We start from the raw sequence: 25,020 nt of genomic DNA, 5'->3' as shown, positions 1-25,020 counted from the left end.
CACCCATAGCGCTGACCAACCAGGGTGCTGGCCAGCACATATGCCCGTCAACTCCCCGACGCCGCAGGCGCGGTGGGTGCGCTCACATCGAAGTGCCCCGCCTTGGGGACGGCTTTCATGAGAGCGGTGAGCGCACGCGCCTTGGCCGTGCCGTCCTCTCCGCTTCCCCACATCACCGTACGGCCGCCGGTCAGCTCCAGGGAGATCGAGTCGTACGAACGGACCCGTACGACCCTGATGTCCCCGGCCACTTTCTCCGGCAGTTCGGCGCGGACCCGTACCGCTTCGCGCATCAGCCGCTCCGTTCCGAAGCGTTGCGTTCCGGCTGACTGATCCACCGTCAATTCGAGGAGGGGGACATCCTTGGGCGCCTTCTCGACCGTGGCGAAACGCACACCCCCGGCGTCCACTTCGATGAACTTTGCTCCCTTTTCGAGAAGCAGCGCGGGCTTTCGCTCGATCACTTTCAGCCTGATGCCGTTCGGCCATGAACGGACCACCTCGACCGAATCGATACGCGGCAGCTTCTGACGGAGCCGCGCCTCAATCCCGTCCGTGTCGACGGAAATCAGCGGCGCCCCGACCGGCACGGCGGCTGCGGTCTCGACCTCGGTGTGCGTGAGCACGTCCGTGCCCGAGGTGTGCACCTTCTCCACCCGCAGCCACGAGGAGCCGTACAGCGCCCAGATCCCGCCCGCGACCAGCAGGGCCACGGCGATGAGCGCGATCAGCGGACGGGGAGAGAGGCGGAGACGGGGGAGCCCGAACCGGCGGGCCGGCGGCCCCTCGTCGGGGCGGCCGGACTCCGACCGCGGTCGGGTGCCACGCTCTGCGGTCGTCGGTCCGGCCACGCTCCCCTGCCTCCTTGCGCCGCTACGCCTGGCGGCGTGCGGCGATCGCCTCGTACACCATTCCTACGAGCAGATCATCGGCGTCCCGACGGCCGAACTCGGAGGCCGCGCGGGACATCTCGTACAGCCGGTGCGGATCGGCGAGCACCGGGAGCACATGGCTCTGGACCCACTCGGGGGTCAGTTCGGCGTCATCGACCAGCAGTCCACCGCCGGCCTTCACCACCGGCTGGGCGTTGAGCCGCTGTTCACCGTTGCCGATGGGCAGCGGTACATAGGCGGCCGGCAGTCCGACGGCGGAGAGTTCGGCGACGGTCATCGCGCCCGCGCGGCAGAGCATCATGTCGGCCGCGGCGTACGCGAGGTCCATCCGGTCCACATACGGTACCGGGATATAAGGCGGCATTCCGGGCATGTTGTCCACGCGCGGCATTTCATTCTTCGGACCGACCGCGTGCAGGATCTGGATTCCGGAGCGCTGGAGCACCGGAGCGATCTGCTGGATCACCTCGTTGAGCCGGCGCGCGCCCTGCGAGCCGCCGGAGACGAGCAGCGTCGGCAGATTGGGGTCGAGCCCGAACGCCGCGCGCGCCTCGGGGCGTACGCGAGCGCGGTCGAGGGTGGCGATGGTGCGGCGCAGCGGGATGCCGATGTAGCGGGCGCCGCGCAGCTTGCTGTCCGGGGTGGAGACGGCCACACCGGCCGCGTACCGCGAGCCGATCTTGTTGGCCAGTCCCGGCCTGGCGTTGGCCTCATGGACGATGATCGGCACCCCGAGCCGTTTGGCGGCCAGATAGCCGGGCAGCGCGACATAGCCGCCGAAGCCCACCACACAGTCCGCCTTGGTGCGCTCCAGGATCTGCTCGGCGGCCTTGATCGTGCCGCGCAGCCGCCCGGGGACGGTGATCAGTTCGGGCGTGGGTTTGCGCGGCAGCGGTACGGCGGGGATCAGCCCCAGCTCGTACCCCCGCTCCGGTACGAGCCTGGTCTCCAGTCCGCGCTCCGTGCCGAGGGCCGTGATCCCCACGGTGGGGTCCTGCCTGCGCAGGGCGTCCGCGAGGGCGAGCGCGGGCTCGATGTGGCCGGCGGTCCCCCCACCGGCGAGTACGACATGCACCGAAATTCACCGCTCTCCGGACGGACGCTTCTTGACGCGCCGTCTCATCGTCTTCCATCTCACCCCGGGCCGTCGCATGGCCAGGGCCGCTTTCGCGGCGGGATCCTCTCGCGCGAACGCGATCAGCAGCCCGATAGCGAACATGGTCGGCAGCAGGGCCGACCCTCCGTAGGAGAACAGCGGGAGCGGGACTCCGGCGATCGGCAGCAGGCCGAGCACCGCACCAATGTTGATCACGGCCTGCACCGTGATCCAGGTGGTCACACCTCCCGCGGCGTACCTCACGAAGGGATCCTCCGTGCGTCCGGCCACGCGGATACCCGCATAGCCTAGAGCCGCGAACAGTGCGAGTACCGACAGCGTCCCCGCCAGACCCAGTTCCTCCCCGGTGATGGCGAAAATGAAGTCGGTGTGCGGTTCGGGCAGTTGACCCCACTTTTCCACACTCGCGCCGAGGCCTGAACCGAACCATCCGCCGGAGGCCAGCGCGTAGATCCCGTGGACCGCCTGCCAGCACTCCCCGTCCGGGCCCAGATCGATCGCGCCGACGCAGGAGAACCGCGACAGCCGGTTCTCGCTGGTCTTGATCAGCGCGAAGCCGATCAGCCCGGCGACGGCCAGCACCCCGGCGAAGAGCCGGGTGGGGGCGCCCGCCAGCCAGAGCAGCCCGAAGAGGATCGCCGTGAGAATGATCGCGGTCCCCATGTCGCCGCCGAGCATGATCAGTCCGAGCAGCATCAGGGCGACCGGGACGAACGGCACCAGCAGGTGTTTCCACTGGGTCAGCAGCCGCTTGTCCTGTTTACGGGCGAGCAGATCGGCGCCCCAGAGGATCAGCGCCAGTTTGCCGAACTCGCTGGGCTGGAGCTGGAACGGGCCGCCCAGATAGATCCAGTTCTGGTTGCCGTTGACGGCACGCCCTATCCCCGGGACCTGGACGAGCACCATCAGGAAGACCGTACCGACCAGCAGCGGGTACGAGAGCGCGCGGTTGAGCTTGATCGGCATGCGGGAGGCGAGCAGCAGCAGGCCGGTGCCGAGGACGACCGCGAGGAACTGCTTGCGGAAGAAGTACGTGGCGGGCAGCGACAGCTGGAGCGCGTAGATCATCGACGCGGAGTAGACCATCACCAGACCGAGCACGGTGATCAGCAGACCGCTGCCGAGGATCAGGTAGTACGCGGTGAGCGGCCGGTCCCAGGCGCGCCGCATCCGCTCGTAGAAGCGCCGGGGTCCGCCGCGCGGCCGCCGGGGTGTGCCGCTCCTGCCGCCTCCGCGCCGGGCGGCGGGCGTACGGCGTACGGCGGCTCCGGCGGCCCGGCCGCGCAGCAGGAGCCCTGCCAGGCGCCCCGCGCGGGCGCCCGCACCGGCGTGCGCGCTCTCCTCGGGGGCCTTCACACCACCGGGCGCCCCCGCGAGAACGGGAGCGCCCTGAAGCGCGCCCAGGAAGCCCCAGCCGCGCCGGACGGGCCCCGGCGCGGGCCGCGGATCTCGGTCCGCGGTGTCGTCGGCCGCCATCGTCGCTGTCCCCTCCAGTCGTGCCTGGCGCGGCTGGCGCGAGTGGTCAGTGGGCTGCGGCCTGCTGCTGCGACACCGGTCAGGCGTGCTCGGCGGCGAGGGCGTGTACCGCGTCCGCGAACGCCTCGCCCCGCTTGTTGTAGTTGACGAACATGTCCATCGAGGCACAGGCCGGGGCCATCAGTACCGTGTCCCCCGGCTGCGCGAGCCGTGCCGCTTCGCGGACCGCGGCCGACATCGCCCCAGTGTCGGTCCGGTCGAGGTCCACGACCGGGACTTCGGGGGCGTGTCGCGCGAGGGCTTCCCGGATGAGCGCGCGGTCCTTGCCGATCAGGACCACACCGCGCAGCCGCTTCGCGGACGCCCCGACGAGTTCGTCGAAGGTCGCGCCCTTGGCGAGACCGCCCGCGATCCAGACGATCGGGTCGTACGCCGCGAGCGACGCCTCCGCGGCATGGGTGTTGGTGGCCTTGGAGTCGTCGATGTACGTGACGCCGGCGATCTCCGCGACGCGTTCGATCCGGTGCGGGTCGGGGCGGAAGGCGCGCAGTCCGTCACGTACGGCGGCCGGCTCGACACCGTACGCGCGCGCCAGCGCCGCGGCGGCGAGCGCGTTGGCGATGTTGTGCGGGACGGGCGGGTTGACGTCGGAGACGTGGGCGAGTTCCTGGGCCTGCTCCCGGCGGTTCTCGACGAAGGCGCGGTCGACCAGGATGCCGTCCACGACGCCGAGTTGGGACGGTCCCGGGGTGCCGAGGGTGAAGCCGATCGCGCGGCAGCCCTCCTCGACGTCGGCCGCGCGCACCAGGTCCTCGGTGGCCGGGTCGGCCACGTTGTAGACGCAGGCGACGCTGTTGCCCTCGTAGATCCGGCCCTTGTCGGCCGCGTACGCCGCCATGGAGCCGTGCCAGTCCAGATGGTCGGGAGCGAGGTTGAGCACGGCGCCGGAGTGGGCGCGCAGGCTGGGCGCCCAGTGCAGCTGGTAGCTGGACAGCTCGACGGCGAGTACGTCGTACGTCTCCTCGCCGGTGACCGCGTCCAGCAGCGAGACGCCGATATTGCCGACGGCGGCCGTACGCAGCCCCGCGGCGGCCAGGATCGAGGCGAGCATCCTGACGGTCGTCGTCTTGCCGTTGGTGCCGGTGACGGCGAGCCAGGGGGCCGCGCCGGGCCCGCGCAGCCGCCAGGCCAGCTCGACATCGCCCCAGATCTCCACCCCGGCCGCCTCGGCGGCCAGGAAGAGCGGCTTGTCCGGCTTCCAGCCGGGGGCCGTGACGACGAGCTCGGTGCCGTCGGGGAGGGTCGCCCCGTCGCCGAGGCGGACGGTGACCCCCAGCTTCTCCAGCTCGGCGGCCTGGGCGCGGGCCCGCTCGTCGTCGCCGTCGTTGACGACGGTGACCTCCGCGCCCAGTCCGCGCAGCACCCGGGCCGCCGGGATCCCGGAGACCCCGAGACCCGCGACGGTGACCCGCTTGCCCTGCCAGTTCACTTCTCGGCCGCCCAGCCCGCGTAGAAGAGCCCCAGACCCACGATGACGCACATGCCCTGAATGATCCAGAAGCGGACCACCACAAGGACTTCGGACCACCCCTTGAGTTCGAAGTGGTGCTGGAGCGGTGCCATCCGGAAGACGCGCTTGCCGGTCATCTTGAACGAACCGACCTGGATGACCACGGACATGGTGATCATCACGAAGAGGCCGCCCAGGATGGCCATCAGGAACTCCGTACGGGAGCAGATCGCCAGACCGGCGAGCGCGCCGCCGAGCGCGAGCGAGCCGGTGTCCCCCATGAAGATCTTGGCCGGTGAGGTGTTCCACCACAGGAAGCCGAAGCAGGAGCCCATCAGCGCCGAGGCGACGACCGCGAGGTCCAGCGGATCCCGTACCTCGAAACAGGCGTTGGGGTTGGTCAGGGTCGTCGCGTTGGCGCACGACTCCTGGAACTGCCACAGCCCGATGAAGGTGTACGCGCCGAAGACCATCACCGAGGCGCCGGTGGCGAGACCGTCGAGACCGTCCGTCAGGTTCACACCGTTGGACATCGCGAGAATCATGAACAGCGCCCAGACCACGAACAGCACCGGGCCGATCGACCAGCCGAAGTCCGTGACGAACGACAGCTTGGTGGAGGCGGGGGTGTTGCCGCGGTAGTCGGCGAACTGGAGCGACAGCACCGCGAAGGCGATACCGACGATCAGCTGGCCGGCCATCTTCGCCTTGGCCCGCAGGCCGAGCGACCGCTGCTTCACGATCTTGATGTAGTCGTCGAGGAACCCGACGAGCCCCATCCCGGCCATCAGGAACAGCACCAGCACACCCGAGAAGGTCGGGTCCTCGCCGGTGATCACCTTCGCCAGGGCGTAGGCGATGAGCGTGGCCAGGATGAAGGCGATGCCGCCCATCGTGGGCGTGCCCTTCTTGCTGCCGTGCGTGCGCGGGCCGTCGTCCCGGATGAACTGCCCGTATCCCTTGCGGGCCAGGAGCTTGATCAGCAGCGGGGTGCCGATCAGGGTCAGGAAGAGCCCGATGGCTCCCGCGAAGAGGATCTGCCTCATCGGCCGGCGACCTCGCCCTCGGTGGCGTTCTCGATCAGTGCCTCGGCGACTCGCTCAAGACCGACCGACCTCGAAGCCTTCACCAGCACGACGTCTCCCGGACGCAGTTCACTGCGCAACAGGTCGACCGCCGCCTGCGCGTCGGACACGTGCACCGACTCCTCACCCCACGAACCCTCGTTGTAAGCGCCCAGTTGCAGCCAGGACGCTTCCCTGCCCCCGACTGCCACGAGCTTGCTGACGTTGAGCCGGACGGCGAGCCGTCCGACCGCGTCGTGCTCGGCGAGCGATTCGTCACCCAGCTCGGCCATCGGGCCGAGCACCGCCCACGTACGGCCCCCCGTGGCCCGTGAGGCACCACCCATGGCGACCAGCGCGCGGAGCGCCGCTCTCATGGATTCCGGGTTCGCGTTGTAGGCGTCGTTGACGATCGTCACGCCGTCCGAGCGCTCGGTGACCTCCATACGCCAGCGGGAGAGGGTTCCCGCCTCGGAGAGCGCCACGGCGATCTCGTCGACGGACATGCCCAACTCATGGGCGACGGCGGCCGCGGCGAGCGCGTTCGACACGTGGTGCTCACCGTACAGCCGCAGCGTCACGTCGCTGCACCCGGAGGGTGTTCGAAGCCGGAAAGCGGGCTGTCCGGTCTCGGTGAGGCGGACGTTCTCTGCCCGTACGTCTGCTTCGTCTGACTCTCCGAACAGGACGGTACGGGCCTTGGTGCGGGTGACCATCGCGCGGACGAGCGGGTCGTCGGCGTTGAGCACCGCCACCCCGCCCTCGGCCGCGGACGGCAGGGACTCGACCAGTTCCCCCTTGGCCTGGGCGATCTGCTCCCGGCCGCCGAACTCGCCGATGTGGGCGGTGCCGACGTTCAGTACGAGGCCGATCCGGGGCGGGACGAGTCCGGTGAGGTAGCGGATGTCGCCGATGTAGCGCGCGCCCATTTCGAGGACGAGATAGCGGGTGTCCTCGACGGCCCGCAGGGCGGTCACCGGCAGGCCGATCTCATTGTTGAGATTGCCCTCCGGCCAGACCGTGGGCGCGCTGCGCTGGAGCAGCTGGGCGATGAGGTCCTTGGTGCTGGTCTTGCCGGCCGAGCCGGTCAGCGCGACGGCGGTGGCGCCGAGGCGCTCCACGACGGTACGGGCGAGGGCGCCGAGGGCGCGTACGACGTCGTCCACGACGATCGCGGGCACACCGACGGGGCGGGTGGCCAGTACGGCCACAGCGCCCGCCTCGACGGCACGCCGCGCGTAGTCGTGGCCGTCGACGCGCTCCCCGGCGAAGGCGGCGAACAGGCTGCCGGTCTCCACCGCGCGGGAGTCGTAGACGACGGATCCGGTGACACGGACGGCCGGATCCGGTATGTCGTGCGGCTGCCCGCCGACGATGGCGGCGATCTCGGCGAGAGAGAGGGCGATCACTGGGTCATCCCTGACTGTTGTTCTCGTGACGGTGCTCGTGGCCGGGCTCACGGCCCGGCTCCTGGCGGAGGGAGCGCTCGATGGCCTCGCGCAGGACCTGACGGTCGTCGAAGGCGCGAACCACCCCGGCGATGTCCTGGCCCTGCTCATGGCCCTTGCCGGCGACCAGTACGGTGTCGTCGTCCTGGGCCAGTGCCACCGCGGCGGCGATGGCGGAGGCCCGGTCGGCGTTGACCAGGACCTCCCCGCGCTCATGGATCGGCACCTCCGCGGCGCCCGCGAGCATCGCGGCGAGGATCGCGAGCGGGTCCTCGCCGCGCGGGTTGTCGGAGGTCAGTACGGCGGTGTCGGCGAGCCGGGCCGCCGCCGCGCCCATGGGGCCGCGCTTGGTCTTGTCGCGGTCGCCGCCGCAGCCGAGGACGATATGCACCTTGCCCTTGGTGACCTTGCGCAGGGAGCGCAGGACCGATTCGACGGCGTCCGTCTTGTGCGCGTAGTCGACGACGGCGAGATACGGCTGGCCGGCCTCCACCCGCTCCAGCCGGCCCGGCACTCCGGGGACCGCGGCGATGCCGTCGGCGGCGGTGTGCGGGTCGATCCCGGCGACGGCGAGGGTGACGATGGCCGCCAGGGTGTTGGCGACGTTGAACGGTCCCGGCAGCGGCGCCTCGGCCCGGACGCGCTCCCCCTTGGGGCCGATCGCGGTGAAGGTGGAGCCGTGCGAGCCGACCTCGACGTCCTCGGCGCGCCAGTCGGCGTCCGGGTGGCCCTCCGCGGAGAAGGTGGTGACCGGTACGGTCGCCTCCGCGACGAGCCGGCGGCCGTACTCGTCGTCGAAGTTCACCACGCCGGTCTTGCTGCGCTCCGGGGTGAAGAGCCGCGCCTTCGCCTGGAAGTAGTCCTCCATGCCGGAGTGGAACTCCATGTGCTCCGGGCTGAGGTTGTTGAAGACGGCGACATCGAACACACAGCCGTCGACCCGGCCGAGCACCAGCGCGTGGCTGGAGACCTCCATCGCGACCGATTCGACGCCCCGCTCGCGCATGACGGCGAAGAGCGCCTGGAGGTCGGTGGCCTCGGGGGTGGTGCGCTCCGACTTGATGCGCTCGTCGTCGATGCGCATCTCCACGGTGCCGATCAGGCCGGTGCGGTGGCCCGCGCCACGCAGTCCGCCCTCGATGAGATACGCCGTGGTGGTCTTGCCGGAGGTGCCGGTGATCCCGATCTGGAGCAGATCCCTGCCGGGGTGTCCGTAGATCTCGGCGGCGAGCTGCCCCATGCGGCCCCGCGGGTCCGGGACGATCAGGACCGGCAGACCGGTGGCCGCGGCGCGCTCGGCGCCCGCCGGGTCCGTCAGGATCGCGGCGGCCCCGAGGTCGGCGGCCTGGGCGGCGAAGTCGGCGCCGTGGAAGCGGGCGCCCGGGAGGGCGGCGTACACGTCTCCGGGGCGTACGGCCCGGGAGTCGTGGGTGATGCCGGTCGCTTCCCCGGGGCCCCTCACCTCCCCCGGGTCCGGTGCCTCGGCGCCCAGCCGGGCCGCCAGCTCCGCGAGGGAGGTCGGGCGTACCCGGTCCGGACGGGGCGTCCCCGGATGGTTCACAGGGGCGTCCTTCGGGGTGGTTCGGTACTGATCAGCTTGTGGCACGGCGGTGAGCGTACCGGGCTCCGCGGGCCCTGAGCCACGTGAGGGGGACTGGTGCGCGGGGGGTTCCGGGTGGTTCCCGGAATCGGGGGTGATGGTTGTCACTGGGGCTTTCCCTGGGGTCACTCGCCGGGTTTGAAGGTGACCGGCAGCCGGGCGGGTTTACTGCCGGTCGGTTCGACCTGCAGGGTCTTGAGAGCGAACTCCATGACCTTCTTGTAGATGGGGCCGCAGATCTGTCCGCCGAAGTAGCTGCCCTTGGTGGGGTTCTGGATGGCGCAGTAGACGGTGATCTGCGGGTCGTCGGCGGGCGCGAAGCCGGCGAAGGAGGCGGTGTAGCCCTTGTAGACGCCGAGCTTCGGGTCGACCCGGTTGGCCGTACCCGTCTTGCCCGCGACGCGGTAGCCGGGGATGGCGGCCTTGGTGCCGGTCCCCTCCTCGTCGCCCACGACCGACTCCAGCATGGTGGCGACCGTCTTGGCGGTCTGCTCGCTCACCACGCGGGTCTTCTTGGGCGCGGGGGCGGCGGTGAAGCGGCCGTCGGGGCCCTGCGTGCCGCGGATCAGGGTGGGTTCGATCCGTACGCCGCCGTTGGCGATGGTCGAGTAGACCGAGGCGGCCTGCATCGCGTTGAGGGAGAGGCCCTGGCCGAAGGGGATCGTGTACTGCTGTGAGGTGGACCAGTCCTGCGGCTGGGCCAGGATGCCCTGGGTCTCGCCGGGATAGCCGAGACCGGTGGGGCTGCCGATGCCGAACTTGCTCAGATACGAGTGGAGGACCTTGTTGGCCTCGGGCTGCGTCTTGCCGAGCTGGCCGGTCGCCAGGATGGTGCCGATATTGCTGGACTTGGCGAGGACACCGTTGAGGGTCAGGTTCCAGGTGGGGTGGTCGATGTCGTCCTTGAAGAGCCGGTCCCCGCGGTGCAGCCGGTTCGGGACGACCACATGGGTGCCGGGGGTGGCGGCCTTCTCCTCCAGTACGGCGGCCATCGACATGACCTTGCTGGTGGAGCCGGGCTCGTACACGTCCTGGAGGGCCGCGTTGCCCATGGCGGCGGAGTTGGCCGCGGAGACGTCGTTGGGGTCGAATCCGGGGGCGTTGGCCATGGCGAGCACCTCGCCCGTCCTGGTGTTCTGGACCACCACATAGCCGCGGTCCGCCTTGGACTCCTTCACCTGATCGGTGATGGCCTGCTGGGCGGCCCACTGGATGTCCCGGTCGATGGTCAGCTCGATGTCGGAGCCGGGCACGGCGGGGGTCTCGCGGGAACTGGCGGTGGGGACGCGGCGGCCTCCCGACTGGGCGTAGGTGACCTTTCCGTCCTCGCCGGCCAGCTGCTTGTCCAGCATGGATTCGACACCGCCCGCGCCGCGGCCCGCGGCGTTGACGTACCCCAGTATCCCGGCGGCGAGATCGCCGTTGGGGTACACGCGCTTGCTGCTGGCCTCCTGGAGGACGCCCGACAGCACACTGACGGTGGCGCCGCCGGCGGCCTTCCCCTTGGCGGCCCTGCTCGCCTTGCTCGCCTTCTCGGCGAGGACGCGCTTGAGGTCCTTGATCTGGTTCCAGACCTGCGGGGTCTGGCGGCGTGACAGCACGGTGTAGCGGGGGGAGTCGGGGGTCCTGAGCTTCTTCACGATGACGGCGCTCTCCACCCCCAGGATCGGGGCGAGCAGCGCGGCGGCCTGTTCGGGGGCGTCAGGGACCTTGGTGAAGTCGGCGGTGAACATCGACGGGTCGGCGGTGATGTCGTACGCGTCGACGCTGGTGGCGAGCGCGATCCCGGAGCGGTCGGTGATCTCCCCGCGCTCGGCCGCGATCGTGTGGCTGAGGTAGCGGCTCTTCTCCGCCTTGGCGGCGTACGCGCTGGCGTCGACCGCCTGTACCTGGAGGAGCCGGACGACGAACGCCAGCATGACGAGGGTCAGTCCGAGGCTGACCAGCCGCAGCCGGGGGCGGGGGCTGCCGAGCCTGATCTGCCGCGAGTTACGGGACCCGGGGCGGCGGGCCGCGGGGCGGGACGCGGGCCGGGACCGTCCGTCGTTCCCGGAGCGCGCGGGCTTGGGCACCCGGCGGCGCGGGGGTTCCTGGGAGGGCACTGGGTCACCTGCCGGGGGTCGTCGGGGCCGGCGTGCCGGTTGCCGGTGCGGGGGCCCGCCCGGGGATCTCACGGGCGGAGGCGGAGGAGGACGTAAGAGGGGACGTAACGGGGGAAGAGGACGCCGGGGCGGAGGGCGCGGGAGACGGCGACGAGACAGCCGAGGGCGGGGCCTCCTCCATGGGAGAGGGCCGGCCGGCCGACTGCGCCGATGGCTGGGCGGAGGGCGACGCCCCGGCGCCGGGCACGCCGCGGACCGTACCGTCCGGGTTGAGGAAGGCGGGGCTGCCGCCGGGCACCATGCCGAGCTCACGGGCCCGCCGCTCCAGGGCGTACGGGGCGGAGCGGTTGTCCACGTCCCGTTGCAGGGCCTGCTCCTCGTCGGTGAGGTCGGTCGTCCGCTTCTTGAGCTCGCTCAGCTGGAACGAGCCCTCGTTGAGGGAGGAGTTCAGCAGCAGCAGGGTGATCAGACCGCCGCCGAGGAGCAGCACGACCAGCAGGACGAAGGGGGTGCGCGCCGCCGAACTGGATCCGGACGGCATCAGCTGGGCGAGCCGCGCGGCCCGCCCCCTCAACTGCTTGGCCGGTCCGCTCACAGAGAGTCCTCCCGGATCCGCTGCGCCCCCCGCAGCCGCGCCGGGGCCGCGCGGCGGTTCTCCGCGATCTCTTCCTCGGTGGGGAGTTCGGCGCCGCGCGTGAGGAGTTTCAGCCGGGGCTGATAGCGCTCGGGGACGACGGGCAGACCGGGCGGCGCGGTGTTGGTGGCCCCGGCCGCGAAGACCTGCTTGACGAGGCGGTCCTCCAGCGAGTGGTACGACAGGACGGCGATACGGCCGCCGAGGGCGAGGGACTTCACGGCGGCCGGGATGGCCCGCTCCAGGACGGACAGCTCGCCGTTGACCTCGATGCGCAGGGCCTGGAAGGTGCGCTTGGCGGGGTTGCCGCCGGTGCGCTTGGCGGCCTGCGGGAGGGCGTCGCGGATCAGCTCGACCAGCCGGGCGCTGTGCGAGAAGGGCTCCTTCTCCCGCTCCCTGACGACCGCGGAGACGATCCGCTTGGCCTGCTTCTCCTCGCCGTACGCGCGCAGGATCCGGACCAGTTCGCCGGGCGGGTAGGTGTTGAGTACCTCGGCGGCGCTGACGCCGGACGACTGGTCCATGCGCATGTCGAGGGGGGAGTCCTGGGCGTAGGCGAAGCCGCGCTCCGCCTCGTCCAGCTGCATCGAGGAGACGCCGAGGTCGAAGAGCACGCCCTGGACGCGGGGGATGCCCAGCCGGGCGAGCACGTCGGGCAGTTCGTTGTAGACCGCGTGGACGAGGGTGGCGCGGTCGCCGAACGGGGCGAGCCGCTCGCCGGAGAGGCGCAGCGCCTCCTGGTCGCGGTCGAGCGCGACCAGCCGTGCGGCGGGGAAGGCGGAGAGGAGGGCCTCGCTGTGTCCGCCGAGACCGAGGGTGCAGTCGACCACGACCGCGCCGGGCTCGGCGAGGGCGGGGGCCAGCAGGTCGAGGCACCGCTGGAGCATCACGGGAACGTGCCGGACCTGATTCATGCGCGTCCCTCACGGTCCGCGGGCGCGCGGCTCTCCATGATTCGCTCGCTGCGCTCGCTCATGCGCCCTCTCAGATCCGGCGCGGCCGTACGTACCGCCGGGTCCCCGCCCGCTCAGAAGGGGAGGTGGTCCGCCGGCGCCGGAAGAGGCGTCGGCCGACCGCCGAGCGGGAGGAGGCCGAGCCGCACGTACGCCGCGACATGCGGGAATATTGTGGTGGGTTCGGAATGTGTCCGGGATGTGTCCGTGAACTTCGCGTCACTTTAGTCCACTCGCTCTTCCGGTCAATCAACCGGTCAGCGCGTCGCAAGGGTCACTCACCACAAGACCATAAACGGCACAATTCACTCGCTCAGCCCCGCCGGACTCACCCGTGTGGGTTAGGTCACACCAAGCCACGTTGACGTTCTTTGTCCCCTCTCACAGCAGGCTTAACGGCGCGGCGACGACTACCGTCATAGGTATGTCGACTTCCGCACACCTCCCCGCAGAGCCCGTCCAGGCTCCCGCCGGCGCGGCCCGCTCCGGCGGGACGGTCACCGACCGGCTCATCGACGCCAACCTCCTCTACGCTGCCGGGTTCGACGACCCGGGCATGGACGCGCGCCCGGTACTGCGGGTCGCCGTGGTCGCCTGCATGGACGCCAGGCTCGACCTGCACGACGCGCTCGGGCTCTCCCTGGGTGACTGCCACACCATCCGCAACGCGGGCGGTGTCGTCACCGACGACGTCATCCGCTCCCTCACCATCAGCCAGCGGGCGCTGGGCACGCGCAGCGTCGTCCTGATCCATCACACCGGCTGCGGTCTGGAGAGCCTGACCGAGGAGTTCCGGCACGAGCTGGAGATGGAGGTCGGACAGCGGCCGGCCTGGGCCGTGGAGGCGTTCCGCGATGTCGATCAGGACGTACGGCAGTCGATGCAGCGAATCAGGACGTCGCCCTTCCTGCCGCACACCGACGACGTCCGCGGTTTCGTCTTCGACGTGAAGACGGGGCTGCTGCGGGAGATCGATCCCAGCGCCTGAGCGCCGTCATGGGACAGGCCGTCACGAGATAAACAGCAAAGCCGACATATCACACCCACTTATCCACAGGCGGATGACACGAAGCGGTAACGGCAACAAGAATGCGTGTGGGACACCGTTCCGGAACCATCCGGAGACGGTGTCCGTGTTTCGGGGAGGGCCGGGCCGTCTGATGAGCATCGGCCCGAGGAAAGGGCCGAGGAGGGCCGGGTGACGACCTATGACGATCGAGCGAGCCTCACAGATCTGACCACCACAGCGGAGCGGGTGCGCGCGTCGGTGGAGGGTGTGATCGAGGGCAAGCCGGAGGTCGTACGGCTTTCGCTGACCGTGCTGCTCGCCGAGGGGCATCTTCTGATCGAGGATGTCCCCGGCGTGGGCAAGACCATGCTGGCCAAAGCGCTCGCGCGCTCCATCGACTGTTCGGTGCGGCGCATTCAGTTCACCCCCGACCTGCTGCCTTCGGACATCACCGGAGTGTCGATCTACGACCAGCAGCGGCGGGACTTCGAATTCAAGCCGGGCGCGATCTTCGCTCAGATCGTGATCGGCGACGAGATCAACCGCGCCTCGCCCAAGACCCAGTCGGCGCTGCTGGAGTCCATGGAGGAGCGCCAGGTCACCATCGACGGGCAGACCTATGAACTGCCCAGCCCCTTCATGGTGGTGGCCACGCAGAACCCGGTGGAGATGGAGGGGACGTACCCCCTGCCCGAGGCACAGCGCGACCGCTTCATGGCCAGGGTCTCGATCGGCTATCCGAGCGCGGAGGCCGAGTTGCAGATGCTGGACGTGCACGGCGGGATATCTCCGCTGGACGACCTCCAGCCGGTGGCCCACGCGCACGACATCGTGAAGCTGATCGACGCGGTGCGGACGGTCCATGTCGCCGAGTCCGTGCGGCGGTACGCGGTCGAGCTGGTCGGGGCGACCCGTAACCACCCCGACCTCAGACTCGGCGCCTCGCCGCGCGCGACGCTCCATCTGCTGCGCGCCGCGAAGGCCGCGGCGGCGCTGAGCGGACGGGACTACGCGCTGCCGGACGATGTGCAGTCCCTGGCGACGGCGGTGCTCGCGCACCGGCTGCTGCCCACGGCCCAGGCACAGCTCAACCGCCGTACCGCCGAGCAGGTCGTGCTGGAGATCCTGCAGCGCGTGCCGGTGCCGACGGCGGGCGGTGGCCAGAGCCCCGGGCGCCAGGCGCCGCACGGCGGACCGCTCTACGGCCAGCAGCCCGGCGTACGGCGGCTGTGATGGCACCCGGGGGGCCGGTGGCCGAGGGCGGCGAGGAGAAGGGCGGGATGCGGGCCGCGCTGTCCGGACTGACGACGCGCGGCCGGTCGTTCCTCGCGGCCGGGGTCGCGGCGGCCGTCTGCGCCTATGTCCTGGGCCAGTCGGATCTGCTGCGCGTGGGGCTCCTGCTCGCCGTGCTGCCGCTGCTCTGCGTGGCGGTCCTCTACCGCACCCGCTACCGGGTCGCGGGCAGCCGGCGGCTGTCGCCCTCCCGGGTCCCGGCGGGCTCCGAGGCGCGGGTGCAGCTGCGGATGGACAACGTCACGCGGATGCCCACCGGGCTGCTGATGCTCCAGGACCATGTGCCGTACGTGCTCGGCCCGCGCCCCCGCTTCGTGCTGGACCGGGTCGAGCCGGGCGGCCGCCGCGAGGTGTCCTACCGGGTGCGCTCGGATCTGCGCGGGCGGTATCCGCTCGGACCGCTCCAGCTGCGGCTGAGCGACCCCTTCGGGATGTGCGAGCTGACCCGCTCGTTCAGCGCGTACGACACCCTGACCGTCGTCCCGCGCACCGAACCGCTGCCACCGGTACGGCTCGGGGGCGAGGCGTCGGGGTACGGCGAGGGGCGGCAGCGCTCGCTGTCGCTGGCCGGCGAGGACGATGTGATCCCCCGCGGCTACCGGCACGGCGACGATCTGCGCCGGGTGCACTGGCGCTCCACGGCCCGCTACGGCGAGCTGATGGTGCGTCGCGAGGAGCAGCCGCAGCGGGCCAGATGCACGGTGCTGCTGGACACCCGGCGAAGCGCCTACCAGGGCGCGGGCCCCGACTCCGCCTTCGAATGGGCGGTGTCGGGCGCGGCCTCCGCCCTGGTTCATCTGCTGGAACGCGGCTTCGCGGTACGGCTGTTGACGGACACCGGCAGCTCCATGCCCGGCGAGAGCGCCGACGGCTTCGCGGGGGCCACCCAGGAATCCGCCGACTCGGCCGGACTGATGATGGACACGCTCGCGGTCGTCGAGCACTCCGACGGCACGGACCTCTCCCCCGCGTACGCGGTCCTGCGCGGCGCCACCGAAGGACTGCTGGTCGCGTTCTTCGGCGATCTGGACGAGGAGCAGAGTGCGGTGGCGGCCCGGATGCGGCAGCGCAGCGCCGTGGCCGTCGCCTTCGTACTGGACAGCACCGGCTGGACGCAGGGCGCCGGACCCGCGGGGCCCGTCGAGAACCGGCTGCGGCGGCTGCGCGAAGCGGGCTGGACCGCGCTCGCCGTGCCCTCGGGGGCCGCGCTGCCCGAGCTGTGGCAGCGGGCCGCGCGGCAGCGATCGGAATCGGCCGTCACGGGCGGTACGACAGGCTTCTCCGGAGGATGGTCATGAGCGGTAGCGGAAGGCTGGCGCTGTGCGCTTTCGCCGCCACGCTGATGGCGGCGGGCGCACTGCTGCCGCTGGTCGAACCGGCCCTCTGGCTGCTGCACGCCGGAATCATGGTGGCGGTCGTCGGCGGGGTCGGCGCGCTGACCCGGCGGGTGCCGCTGGCCAGGACCCTGACCGTGGCGCTCCAGGGCCTCGCCGCCCTGCTGATGCTCACGGTGGTCTTCGCCCGGGACCAGGCGCTGCTCGGCATCGTGCCGACCCCCGAGGTCTTCGCGCAGTTCGGCCGGCTGCTCACCGAGGGCGGCGATGACGTCGGGCGGTACGCGATACCGGCGCCCGCGACCGACGGCATCAGGCTGATGCTGATCGGCGGCGTGCTGGTCATCGGGCTCGCGGTGGACGCGATCGCGGTGACCTTCCGCAGCGCGGCCCCGGCCGGACTGCCGCTGCTCGCGCTCTACTCGGTCGCGGCGGGGCTCTCCGGCGGCGCCGGGGGCTGGCTGTGGTTCCTGCTCGCGGCCGCCGGCTATCTGCTGCTGCTCCTGGCGGAGGGCCGGGACCGGCTGTCCCAGTGGGGCCGGGTGTTCGGCGGCGCGCCGCGTACGGGCCGGTTCTCGTCCGGCCCCGACGCCTCGGACGGGCGCGCCCCGGTCCGTACCGGACGCCGTATCGGTGTGGTGGCGCTGGGTGTCGCGCTGGTGGTCCCGGCCGCCCTGCCCGCGCTGGACGGCGGTCTGCTGGGCGGCACCGGCGGCGGGAGCGGCTCGGGGGTGGGCGGCGGGGGCACGATCTCCGCGGTCAACCCGCTGATCTCGCTCCAGGACAATCTGAACCAGCCGGAGGACCGCGAGGCGCTGCGGTACAGGACGAACGCGCAGGACACCCAGGACATGTATCTGCGGATCATGGCGCTGGACAGGTTCGACGGCACGTCCTGGCGGTTCTCGCAGCGCAAGGTCGAGGACGTACCCGACCGGCTGCCCGGCTCCCCCGGGCTGGGCCCCGGGGTCAGCACGACCGAGATCAGGACCAATATCTCGGCCGCCGGCTGGTACCGGCAGAACTATCTGCCGATGCCCTACCCGGCGACCCAGGTGGACATCGAGGGGCGCTGGCGCTTCGAGCCGGCGGGCAGGACGCTGGTGGGCGACCGCGGGCAGTCGACGCGCGGCGCGCAGTACGAGGTCGGCAGCCTGCTGGTGAACCCGACCCGGGAACAGCTCGCCGCGGCGCCCCCGGCCCCGTCGGCCCTGCGCAGTGAGTACACCGAGGTACCGGCGGTCCTGCCGCAGATGGTGAAGTCGACCGCGCTCGATGTCACCCGGGGCGCGGCCAACGACTACGAGAAGGCCGTCAGGCTCCAGGACTGGTTCGCGCAGGACGGCGGCTTCACCTACAACACCGAGGTCGACTCGGGCACCGGCGTCACGGCGATCACGCGGTTCCTCAGGAACAAGGAAGGCTTCTGCGTCCACTTCTCCTTCGCGATGGCGGCGATGTCCCGCACGCTCGGCATCCCGGCGCGGGTCGCGGTGGGCTTCACGCCGGGCACCCCGCAGCCGGACGGCAGCATGTCCGTCGGGCTGCGTGACGCGCACGCCTGGCCCGAGCTGTACTTCGAGGGCGTCGGGTGGACCCGGTTCGAGCCGACGCCGAGCCGGGGCAGCGCGCCCGACTACACCCGCGCGGACGTGCCGTCCGGCGGGCCGAGCGACGCGGCCAGTCCCGACACGAGCGCCTCGGACGCCCCGTCCGTCGCGCCGTCCGCCTCGGACAGCTGCCCGGCGCCGTCGCGGCAGCTGGGCGAGTGCGGCACGGTCGCTCCCGGCGCCGCCCTGCCGCCGACGGACTCGGGTTTCCCGCTGAAGACCGTGCTGTGGATCGTCCTGGGCGGGCTGGCGGTGGTGGCGCTGCCGCTGCTGCCCCTGCTCTGGCGGACCAGGATCCGGGCCCGGCGGCTGGGCTCCGGGGGGCGCACTTCCGCGGACGCGACGGCGCGCACGCTGGCGGCCTGGCGGGAGATCACCGATACGGCCTGGGACCACGGGGTCCCGCCCGATGAATCACGGACGCCGCGGAAGGCGGCGGAGCGCATCGTGCGTCTGGGCCGGCTGGAGGGAGCGGCGGCCGAGGCGGTGCACCGGGTGGCCGGTTCCGTGGAGCAGGTGCTGTACGCGCCGGAGCCACGGCCGGGTACGGGCCTCGCCGACGACGCCCGGCGGGTCCGGGAGGGGCTGGGCGCCTCGGCCGGCCGCTGGACCCGGCTGCGCGCACTCCTCGCGCCCCGCTCGTCCGTACGGGTGGTCTGGGCCGCCTCGGAGCGCTGGACGTCCCTCACGGCCCGCTGGAGCCCTCAGCGGCTCTCGCAGGCCACCAGGGCGGCCACCATGCGCTGGCGCCCCTCGCGTCAGCGCGGCTGAGCGGCAAGCCGGGGGCCCGGGGCGCCGACGGGCGCCCTTCGGTGCCCCCGGCTTCGGCGACTTCGGTGCCCCCGGCTTCGGGAAACAGCCTCCGGAAACGACCGAGGGGCGAACGCCTGACGCGTTCGCCCCTCGGTCGTACCGTTCGTCGTGCCGTTCACTGACCCTGTTCGTCGCGGCGGCGCTGCCACCGCTGCTCGATGCGGTTCATCATCGAGCGGCGCTGTCTCGATGGTGCGGCCGCGGGGCCGCCGGATGGGCCGCCCGCCGCCTGCTGCTGACCTGGTTTGGGCGCTTTGCGCCAGCCGGTGACCGCCAGGACCGCACAGCCCAGCATGACGAGGAACCCCACCACGCTGATCCAGATCTGCTGGGCGACCATTCCGGCCATGAGGAGCGCGATACCCACCAGGAAGCCTGCGACCGCCTGGTAGACCCGTCGCCGGGTGTACGTACGCAGCCCGCTTCCCTCAAGCGCTGTCGCGAACTTGGGATCTTCGGCGTACAGCGCTCGCTCCATTTGCTCGAGCATTCGCTGCTCGTGCTCCGAGAGCGGCACGGAGTCCTCCTAGTCGTCGGTCGCGGGGGGCGACCGGTATGCGGCTCCTTCAAGGATAGGCAGGGAATCGCCCCCGTGAAACCCGCCCTCAACGCCAATTCGCCATTCCGGGCCGCCATGTCGGCTCGGCCGCTGAGGCGTTGATTCCCCAACCATCGATCCGTCATGCCGGATGGTGTACCCCGATCATACGGCGCCCAACGCCCCACCGGGGGGCCTGTGGCGTACTCCATGTACGGCTGCGTGGCTGATCAGCCACGCGATCAGCGTTCCGGAAGTGCTCCGGGCGGCCCAGAACGGCCCAGGACGGCTCTGGGAAGGCCTCGGGAAGGCTTCGGAATGGCTTCAGGACGGGGAATCGCGTCAGTCCCGCTTCTCGCCCAGGACGTGCAGCTGGGTCGCGATGGAGTGGAAGGCGGGCAGCTCCGCCGCCGCCGCTTCCAGCTGGAGCAGCGCGTCCAGGGCGCCCGGCTGGGTGTCCACCAGCCCGCCGGGGACCAGATCCGAGAAGACCCGTACGCCGTGCACGGCGCTGACCCGGAGGCCGGCTCCGGCGGCCAGTTCCGTGAGCTGCTCGGCGGTGAAGCGCCGGGGCACCGGGTCGCCCTCGCCCCAGCGGCCCGCCGGGTCGGTGAGCGCCTGCCGGGCCTCGGCGAAATGCCCGGCGAGCGCCCTGGCGAGCACGGCGCCGCCCAGACCCGCGGCGAGCAGGCTGAGCGCCCCGGCCGGGCGCAGGGCCTCCACGGCGTTCCGTACACCCTCGGCCGGATCGTCCACGTACTCCAGGACGCCATGGCAGAGCACCGCGTCGCAGCCGCCGCGCTCGACCACGTCGAAGAGGCCGTGGATGTCCCCCTGCACCCCGCGGACACGCTCGGCGACCCCGGCCTCGGCCGCCCGGCGCTCCAGCGCGAAGAGAGCGTTCGGGCTGGGGTCCACCACGGTCACGCGATGACCCAGACGGGCGACGGGCACCGCGAAGCTGCCCGTCCCCCCTCCGGTGTCGAGCACGTCCAGAACGTCGGTGCCCGCCACCTTGGCGCGGCGGCCGAGGGCGTCCTTGAGGACCTCCCAGACCACGGCGGTACGCAGGGCGCCGCGGGGGCGGGAGGGCGTCTCCCCACCGGTAACAGGGGAACGGTCCGACACGGCAGTTGACTCCTCGGCGCGGTGCCGCCCCTGGTGGCGGGGCGTGAACGGTGCAGGCTCCGCCCACCCTATTGCCTCAACGGTGGGTCCCGGTCACCCAGCGGCATCGCCCTGCCGGGGGTGTTCGGCGCGGGGCTGGGGCAGGACCGGTTCGAGCACGAGCAGCCGCTCGACCAGGCGCAGGAACATACCGGCGTCGCGCAGCAGATCGTCCGCGTCACGGCCGGTGGCCGCGCCGGGTATGCCCGCCTCGGCGCGCGCCCTGCGCGGGGCGCCCGAGGCGAAGAGAGCGCTCCACTCGGACAGCTCGGGCGCGATCTCGGTGAGGACCTCCCAGGCGCTCCTGATACGCCGCCGCCGCTGCGGCGTGGTCTCCGGACGGCCTCGGGCGGCGAGCACCGCGGCGGCGGTGCGCAGGGCGGCGAGATGGGCGGTGGCATAGCGCTCGTTCGGAGCGTCCAGCGCGGCGGCCTCGTCCAGGCCCGCGTGCGCCTTGGCGAGGAGATCGAGGGCCGCGGGCGGGGCCGTGGCCCTGCGCAGGACGGGGTGGACATCGCTCGGCGGACCGGTCAGGGCAGGGGCAGGGCCGTCTGTACGGCGCCGACGTGCGGCACCGGCGTAGGAGCTGGCCATGACGGAACCTCCTGTCGTCGTGTGACGGTGCTGTAGCCGTATGTGTCCATGGTGAGGGGCACCACTGACAATCGGCCCTGACCTGCGACTTTGCCTCGTACGCGGGTTCGGAGTAGCTTTTGCACTGACCAGTCAGTACAAAAGATGGGGGCGGCCCGTGGACAGCCGGGAACGCGGGGACAGCGAGGAACGCGCAGGCAGCCGACGGGACGGCCCGCACGGCGCGGCCGTCGTCGCCGAGGACTTCGGGCTCAAGGGCACGCGCGGCTGGGCGTTCCGTCATGTACGCGTCGACGCCGCGCCCGGCACGGTCGTCGTGATCGAGGGCCCCTCGGGCTCGGGGCGCACGTGTCTGCTGCTCGCGCTCACCGGCCGTATGCGCCCCACCGAAGGCCACGCCGAGATCGCCGGCCTGCCCCTGCCCCGCGCCATGGCGGCCGTACGCCGGATCAGCGGCCTCGGCCACGTCCCGGGCGTCAGCGATCTCGACCCGGCACTGACCGTCGCCGAGCATCTGCGCGAACGCGCCCTGCTGCAACGCCGGTTCGGCGGGTCCCCGCGTGCCCTGCTGCGGCCACGCGCCCGGCGGACCGCCGAGGCCCGGGACCGTATCGACGCCGCGCTGACGGCCGCCGGGCTCGACACGGCCGCGCTGCCCAAGGGCGAGCGCACAGCGGTGCGTGATCTGGAGCGGCTGGAGGCGCTGCGCCTCTCGGTCGCCCTCGCGCTGATCGGCCGGCCCCGGCTGCTCGCGGTGGACGATCTGGACCTCAAGCTCTCCGACGCCGACCGCGCGGAGGCCTGGCGGCTGCTGCGGTCCGTCGCCGGGGCCGGCACGACCGTGCTCGCCGTGTGCGGCCAGGCCCCCGAGAACGCGGACACCGACACCGTCATCCGTACACGGAACAACCAGGAAGGGACGGCCGATGCGCTCGCCGAAACTGGCCGCGCTTGAGCTGAAGCGGTTCGGCAGGGGAAAACTGCCGCGCGCCGCGCTCGTCGCGATCCTGCTGCTGCCGCTGCTGTACGGCGCGCTCTATCTGTGGTCGTTCTGGGATCCGTACGGACGGCTCGACCGGATCCCCGTCGCGCTCGTCAACGACGACAAGGGCGCCACCGCGGCGGGCCGGAAGATCGCGGCCGGTGACGAGATCACCCGGGGCCTGCGCGAGAGCAAGGTCTTCGCCTGGCACGAGGTGAGCGCGGCCGAGGCGCGCGAGGGCGTGGAGGACGGTTCGTACTACCTCTCCCTGACCATGCCGGCCGACCTCAGCGAACGGATCGCGTCCAGCTCCGGCGACGCCCCCGGGACCGGCGCGCTTCAGGTCCGTACGAACGACGCGAACAACTACATCGTCGGGCAGATCTCCAGGACCGTGTTCTCCGAGGTACGGACCGCCGCCTCGACCAACGCCTCCCGCTCCTTCCTCGACCGGATCTTCATCTCCTTCTCGGACATCCATGACGCCACCGCGAAGGCCGCCAAGGGCGCCGACGAACTCAAGGGCGGTATCGGAAAGGCCCAGAAGGGTTCGAAGGACCTCGTGGACGGGCTGAAGACCGCCAAGGAGGGCAGCGGTGACCTGGCGGACGGACTGAAGAAGCTCGGTACGGGTGCCAGTGATCTGGACACCGGCGCCCAACAGGTCGCCGCCGGTACCCAGTCGCTCGCCGACAAGATCAACTCAATGGCGGGGAACGTCCGTCCGTACCTCAAGGACAACGGGAAGACGATCGGTGATGCGGCGCGGCTCGTGGCGGACTCCTCCCAGTCGATACGGGACGACCTCGGGCTGCTCGTGAAGGCCGCGCCCGGCGCCGCGACGAAGGCCCGTCTGGCCTCCGACGAGCTGAACTCCCTCTATACGGAACGCTGCGAGAACGTCCCCGCCGCCCCCGATCCCGCCCCCAGCACCGCCTCCCCCGGTGCGGACCCCAGCGCCTGCCCGCCCCTCAACCGCGCCAGGACCGCCGCCGCGGACGTGGCCGCCGTCGCCGATGACGTCAACACCCTGGTGACGAACAACAAAGGCGATCTGAAGGCGCTGGACGGCCGGCTCGCCACGCTCCAGAAGCAGGCGAAGGCGCTCGCCGAGCACGCGCCGACGCTGGACGAGGACCTGGAGACCGCCGTCACGAAGATCAACGCCCTCAACACCGGCGCTCGGAAGGTCGCCGAGGGCGCGGGCCGACTGCACACCGGACTGACCGACGCCAAGAAGGGCTCCGCCACCCTCAACACCGGTGTCGGCAAGCTCAGTACCGGCGCGGACACCCTCGACGGCGGGCTCTTCAAGCTCGCCGACGGATCGACCGAGCTGGCCGGAGGGCTCAACGACGGCGTCGGCAAGATCCCCGACTACGACAAGACCGACCGGGACCGGCGGACGGAAGTGATGGCCGACCCCGTCCAGCTCGCCTCGCGCTCGCTGCACGCCGCGCCCAACTACGGCACCGGCTTCGCCCCGTACTTCATCCCGCTCTCCCTCTGGGTCGGCGCGATGGTGGCGTACATGCTGATCCAGCCGCTGAACCGGCGCGCGCTGGCCGCCGGCGCCTCTGCCTGGCGTATCGCCCTCGCGGGCTGGCTGCCGGTCGCCGCGATCGGACTGCTCCAGGTCGGCGCGCTGATCTCCGTACTGCACTGGGCCATCGGCCTGGAAATGGCGCGCGCCGCCGGAACGGTCGGTTTCCTGGCGCTGGTCACCTGCTGCTTCACCGCGATCGTCCAGTGGCTCAACGCCCGCTTCGGACCCGCGGGCCGGATCCTCGTACTGGCCCTGCTGATGCTCCAGCTGACCTCGGCGGGCGGCACCTATCCCGTCCAGACCAGTCCGGGCTTCTTCGGCGCCATCCACCCCTTCCTGCCGATGAGTTACGTGGTCGACGCGCTGCGCAGGCTCATCTCGGGCGGCGGACTCGGCCCCGTATGGCAGGCCTGTGCCGTGCTCGCCGCCTTCACCGCGGGCGCGCTGGCGCTGACCGCCCTGTCCGCGCGGCGCAAGCAGGTGTGGACGCTCGACCGGCTCCACCCCGAGCTGAGCCTGTGAGCGCGGAAGACCTCTGACAGCGGAGGACCTGTGACAATCGTCGCCATGGACAGCAGCAGCACCCGCCGCCAGGCCACCCGGCAGAAGCTCTACGAGGCCGCGGTGACCCTCATCGCCGAACAGGGCTTCTCGGCGACGACGGTGGACGAGATCGCCGAGCGCGCCGGCGTCGCCAAGGGCACGGTCTACTACAACTTCAAGAGCAAGACGGAGCTTTTCGAGGAGCTGCTGCGGCACGGCGTCGGGCTGCTCGCCTCGTCCCTGCGCACGGCGGCCGACACCACGGCGGAGCGCGGCGGCAGCAAGATCGAGGCGCTGGACGCGATGATCGGGGCCGGTCTGGTCTTCATCGACCGCTATCCCGCCTTCACTCAGCTGTACGTCGCCGAGCTGTGGCGGACCAACCGGGCCTGGCAGTCGACGCTGTTGGTGGTTCGCCAGGAAGCCGTCGCGGTCGTCGAGAGCGTGCTCCGGGAGGCCGTCGAGGGCGGTGAGCTGAGCGACGAGATCGACGTTCCGCTGACGGCGGCGGCGCTGGTCGGGATGGTGCTCGTGGCGGCGCTCGACTGGCAGGCGTTCCAGCCGGAGCGGTCGATGGACGAGGTGCACGCGGCGCTCTCGCGGCTGCTGCACGGCCGGGTCGGCGGACGCTGAAGCCGGCACGTACACCGCGGACATACGTGCGCCGGTCCGGTGAGGCTCCATCCCCCTGAGCCTCACCGGACCGGCGCGTTCCCCCGTACCCCGTTCTCCCCCGTTCCCCGTTCTCCCCCGTACCCCCCTGCCCCGTTCCCCCGTACCCCGTTCCCCCGTGA

The 25,020-nt window shown here is 71.5% G+C and carries 20 protein-coding genes; 7 read left to right on the top strand and 13 right to left on the bottom strand.

Translation table 11 applies throughout. The annotated features are described in order from the left end of the window. Window positions 1–47: 47 nt before the first annotated feature. The 10 genes from IF11_RS0122610 to rsmH form a co-directional block, all read right to left on the bottom strand. Window positions 48–851, bottom strand: a complete 804-nt coding sequence (locus IF11_RS0122610; protein WP_030353512.1) for a cell division protein FtsQ/DivIB — start codon at window positions 849–851, stop codon at window positions 48–50. Window positions 852–873: 22 nt separating this feature from the next. Beyond that, the gene (gene murG, locus IF11_RS0122605; protein ID WP_030353511.1) at window positions 874–1,968 is read right to left on the bottom strand and encodes an undecaprenyldiphospho-muramoylpentapeptide beta-N-acetylglucosaminyltransferase; all 1,095 of its coding nucleotides are present in this window, start codon (window positions 1,966–1,968) and stop codon (window positions 874–876) included. Between the two features lie 6 nt (window positions 1,969–1,974). Beyond that, window positions 1,975–3,486, bottom strand: coding sequence for a putative lipid II flippase FtsW (gene ftsW, locus IF11_RS0122600; protein ID WP_211266755.1), 1,512 nt, complete (start codon window positions 3,484–3,486; stop codon window positions 1,975–1,977). A gap of 79 nt (window positions 3,487–3,565) precedes the next feature. Next, a complete protein-coding gene (gene murD, locus IF11_RS0122595; protein WP_240627689.1) occupies window positions 3,566–4,975 on the bottom strand; it encodes a UDP-N-acetylmuramoyl-L-alanine--D-glutamate ligase in 1,410 nt (469 codons plus the stop codon). Beyond that, on the bottom strand, window positions 4,972–6,042 hold the full coding sequence (gene mraY, locus IF11_RS0122590; protein WP_030353508.1) for a phospho-N-acetylmuramoyl-pentapeptide-transferase: 1,071 nt from the start codon (window positions 6,040–6,042) through the stop codon (window positions 4,972–4,974). The genes murD and mraY overlap by 4 nt, the downstream gene beginning before the upstream one ends. Then, window positions 6,039–7,469 (bottom strand): UDP-N-acetylmuramoyl-tripeptide--D-alanyl-D-alanine ligase, encoded by a 1,431-nt coding sequence (locus IF11_RS0122585; protein ID WP_030353507.1) that lies wholly within the window; start codon window positions 7,467–7,469, stop codon window positions 6,039–6,041. Before IF11_RS0122585 ends, mraY begins: the two co-directional genes overlap by 4 nt. A 4-nt stretch (window positions 7,470–7,473) precedes the next feature. Beyond that, window positions 7,474–9,216 (bottom strand): UDP-N-acetylmuramoyl-L-alanyl-D-glutamate--2,6-diaminopimelate ligase, encoded by a 1,743-nt coding sequence (locus tag IF11_RS0122580; RefSeq protein ID WP_078490854.1) that lies wholly within the window; start codon window positions 9,214–9,216, stop codon window positions 7,474–7,476. Between the two features lie 17 nt (window positions 9,217–9,233). Further along, window positions 9,234–11,210, bottom strand: a complete 1,977-nt coding sequence (locus IF11_RS0122575) for a peptidoglycan D,D-transpeptidase FtsI family protein (protein WP_030353505.1) — start codon at window positions 11,208–11,210, stop codon at window positions 9,234–9,236. Window positions 11,211–11,214: 4 nt separating this feature from the next. Continuing rightward, on the bottom strand, window positions 11,215–11,805 hold the full coding sequence (gene ftsL / locus IF11_RS0122570; protein WP_030353504.1) for a cell division protein FtsL: 591 nt from the start codon (window positions 11,803–11,805) through the stop codon (window positions 11,215–11,217). Beyond that, window positions 11,802–12,758 (bottom strand): 16S rRNA (cytosine(1402)-N(4))-methyltransferase RsmH, encoded by a 957-nt coding sequence (gene rsmH, locus IF11_RS0122565; RefSeq protein ID WP_030353503.1) that lies wholly within the window; start codon window positions 12,756–12,758, stop codon window positions 11,802–11,804. The genes ftsL and rsmH overlap by 4 nt, the downstream gene beginning before the upstream one ends. A gap of 463 nt (window positions 12,759–13,221) precedes the next feature. Between rsmH and IF11_RS0122560 the strand changes: the two genes are divergently transcribed. The 4 genes from IF11_RS0122560 to IF11_RS0122545 all read left to right on the top strand — a co-directional run bounded on the left by IF11_RS0122560 (window position 13,222) and on the right by IF11_RS0122545 (window position 18,814). After that, window positions 13,222–13,785, top strand: coding sequence for a beta-class carbonic anhydrase (locus tag IF11_RS0122560; RefSeq protein ID WP_030353502.1), 564 nt, complete (start codon window positions 13,222–13,224; stop codon window positions 13,783–13,785). Between the two features lie 210 nt (window positions 13,786–13,995). Next, window positions 13,996–15,039 carry an AAA family ATPase gene (locus tag IF11_RS0122555; protein ID WP_030353501.1) on the top strand — a complete coding sequence of 348 codons (1,044 nt, stop codon included), beginning with the start codon at window positions 13,996–13,998 and terminating at the stop codon, window positions 15,037–15,039. Next, the gene (locus IF11_RS0122550) at window positions 15,039–16,397 is read left to right on the top strand and encodes a DUF58 domain-containing protein (RefSeq protein ID WP_030353500.1); all 1,359 of its coding nucleotides are present in this window, start codon (window positions 15,039–15,041) and stop codon (window positions 16,395–16,397) included. Before IF11_RS0122555 ends, IF11_RS0122550 begins: the two co-directional genes overlap by 1 nt. Then, a complete protein-coding gene (locus tag IF11_RS0122545) occupies window positions 16,394–18,814 on the top strand; it encodes a transglutaminase TgpA family protein (protein ID WP_030353499.1) in 2,421 nt (806 codons plus the stop codon). Before IF11_RS0122550 ends, IF11_RS0122545 begins: the two co-directional genes overlap by 4 nt. A gap of 157 nt (window positions 18,815–18,971) precedes the next feature. On the opposite strand, the gene IF11_RS0122540 is transcribed toward IF11_RS0122545, so the two are convergent. The 3 genes from IF11_RS0122540 to IF11_RS0122530 all read right to left on the bottom strand — a co-directional run bounded on the left by IF11_RS0122540 (window position 18,972) and on the right by IF11_RS0122530 (window position 21,155). After that, the gene (locus IF11_RS0122540; RefSeq protein WP_030353498.1) at window positions 18,972–19,373 is read right to left on the bottom strand and encodes a DUF3040 domain-containing protein; all 402 of its coding nucleotides are present in this window, start codon (window positions 19,371–19,373) and stop codon (window positions 18,972–18,974) included. A gap of 363 nt (window positions 19,374–19,736) precedes the next feature. Beyond that, window positions 19,737–20,453 (bottom strand): class I SAM-dependent methyltransferase, encoded by a 717-nt coding sequence (locus IF11_RS0122535; RefSeq protein WP_037728386.1) that lies wholly within the window; start codon window positions 20,451–20,453, stop codon window positions 19,737–19,739. Window positions 20,454–20,615: 162 nt separating this feature from the next. Continuing rightward, the gene (locus IF11_RS0122530; protein ID WP_030353496.1) at window positions 20,616–21,155 is read right to left on the bottom strand and encodes an SAV_6107 family HEPN domain-containing protein; all 540 of its coding nucleotides are present in this window, start codon (window positions 21,153–21,155) and stop codon (window positions 20,616–20,618) included. Between the two features lie 157 nt (window positions 21,156–21,312). Here IF11_RS0122530 and IF11_RS0122525 point away from each other — a divergent pair, with 157 nt between their 5' ends. The 3 genes from IF11_RS0122525 to IF11_RS0122515 are packed head-to-tail and all read left to right on the top strand — an operon-like array spanning window position 21,313 to window position 24,859. Next, window positions 21,313–22,110, top strand: a complete 798-nt coding sequence (locus IF11_RS0122525; RefSeq protein ID WP_051746141.1) for an ATP-binding cassette domain-containing protein — start codon at window positions 21,313–21,315, stop codon at window positions 22,108–22,110. Beyond that, complete coding sequence (locus IF11_RS0122520; protein WP_030353494.1) at window positions 22,082–24,205, top strand: YhgE/Pip family protein; 2,124 nt, start codon at window positions 22,082–22,084, stop codon at window positions 24,203–24,205. Before IF11_RS0122525 ends, IF11_RS0122520 begins: the two co-directional genes overlap by 29 nt. A gap of 45 nt (window positions 24,206–24,250) precedes the next feature. Then, window positions 24,251–24,859 (top strand): TetR/AcrR family transcriptional regulator, encoded by a 609-nt coding sequence (locus tag IF11_RS0122515; protein WP_030353493.1) that lies wholly within the window; start codon window positions 24,251–24,253, stop codon window positions 24,857–24,859. Window positions 24,860–25,020: the final 161 nt, after the last annotated feature.

Source organism: Streptomyces scopuliridis RB72, from assembly GCF_000718095.1.
Taxonomy (GTDB): domain Bacteria; phylum Actinomycetota; class Actinomycetes; order Streptomycetales; family Streptomycetaceae; genus Streptomyces; species Streptomyces scopuliridis.
The sequence above is the reverse complement of the archived record's forward strand: the minus strand, read 5'-3'. Positions and strand labels throughout refer to the sequence as shown.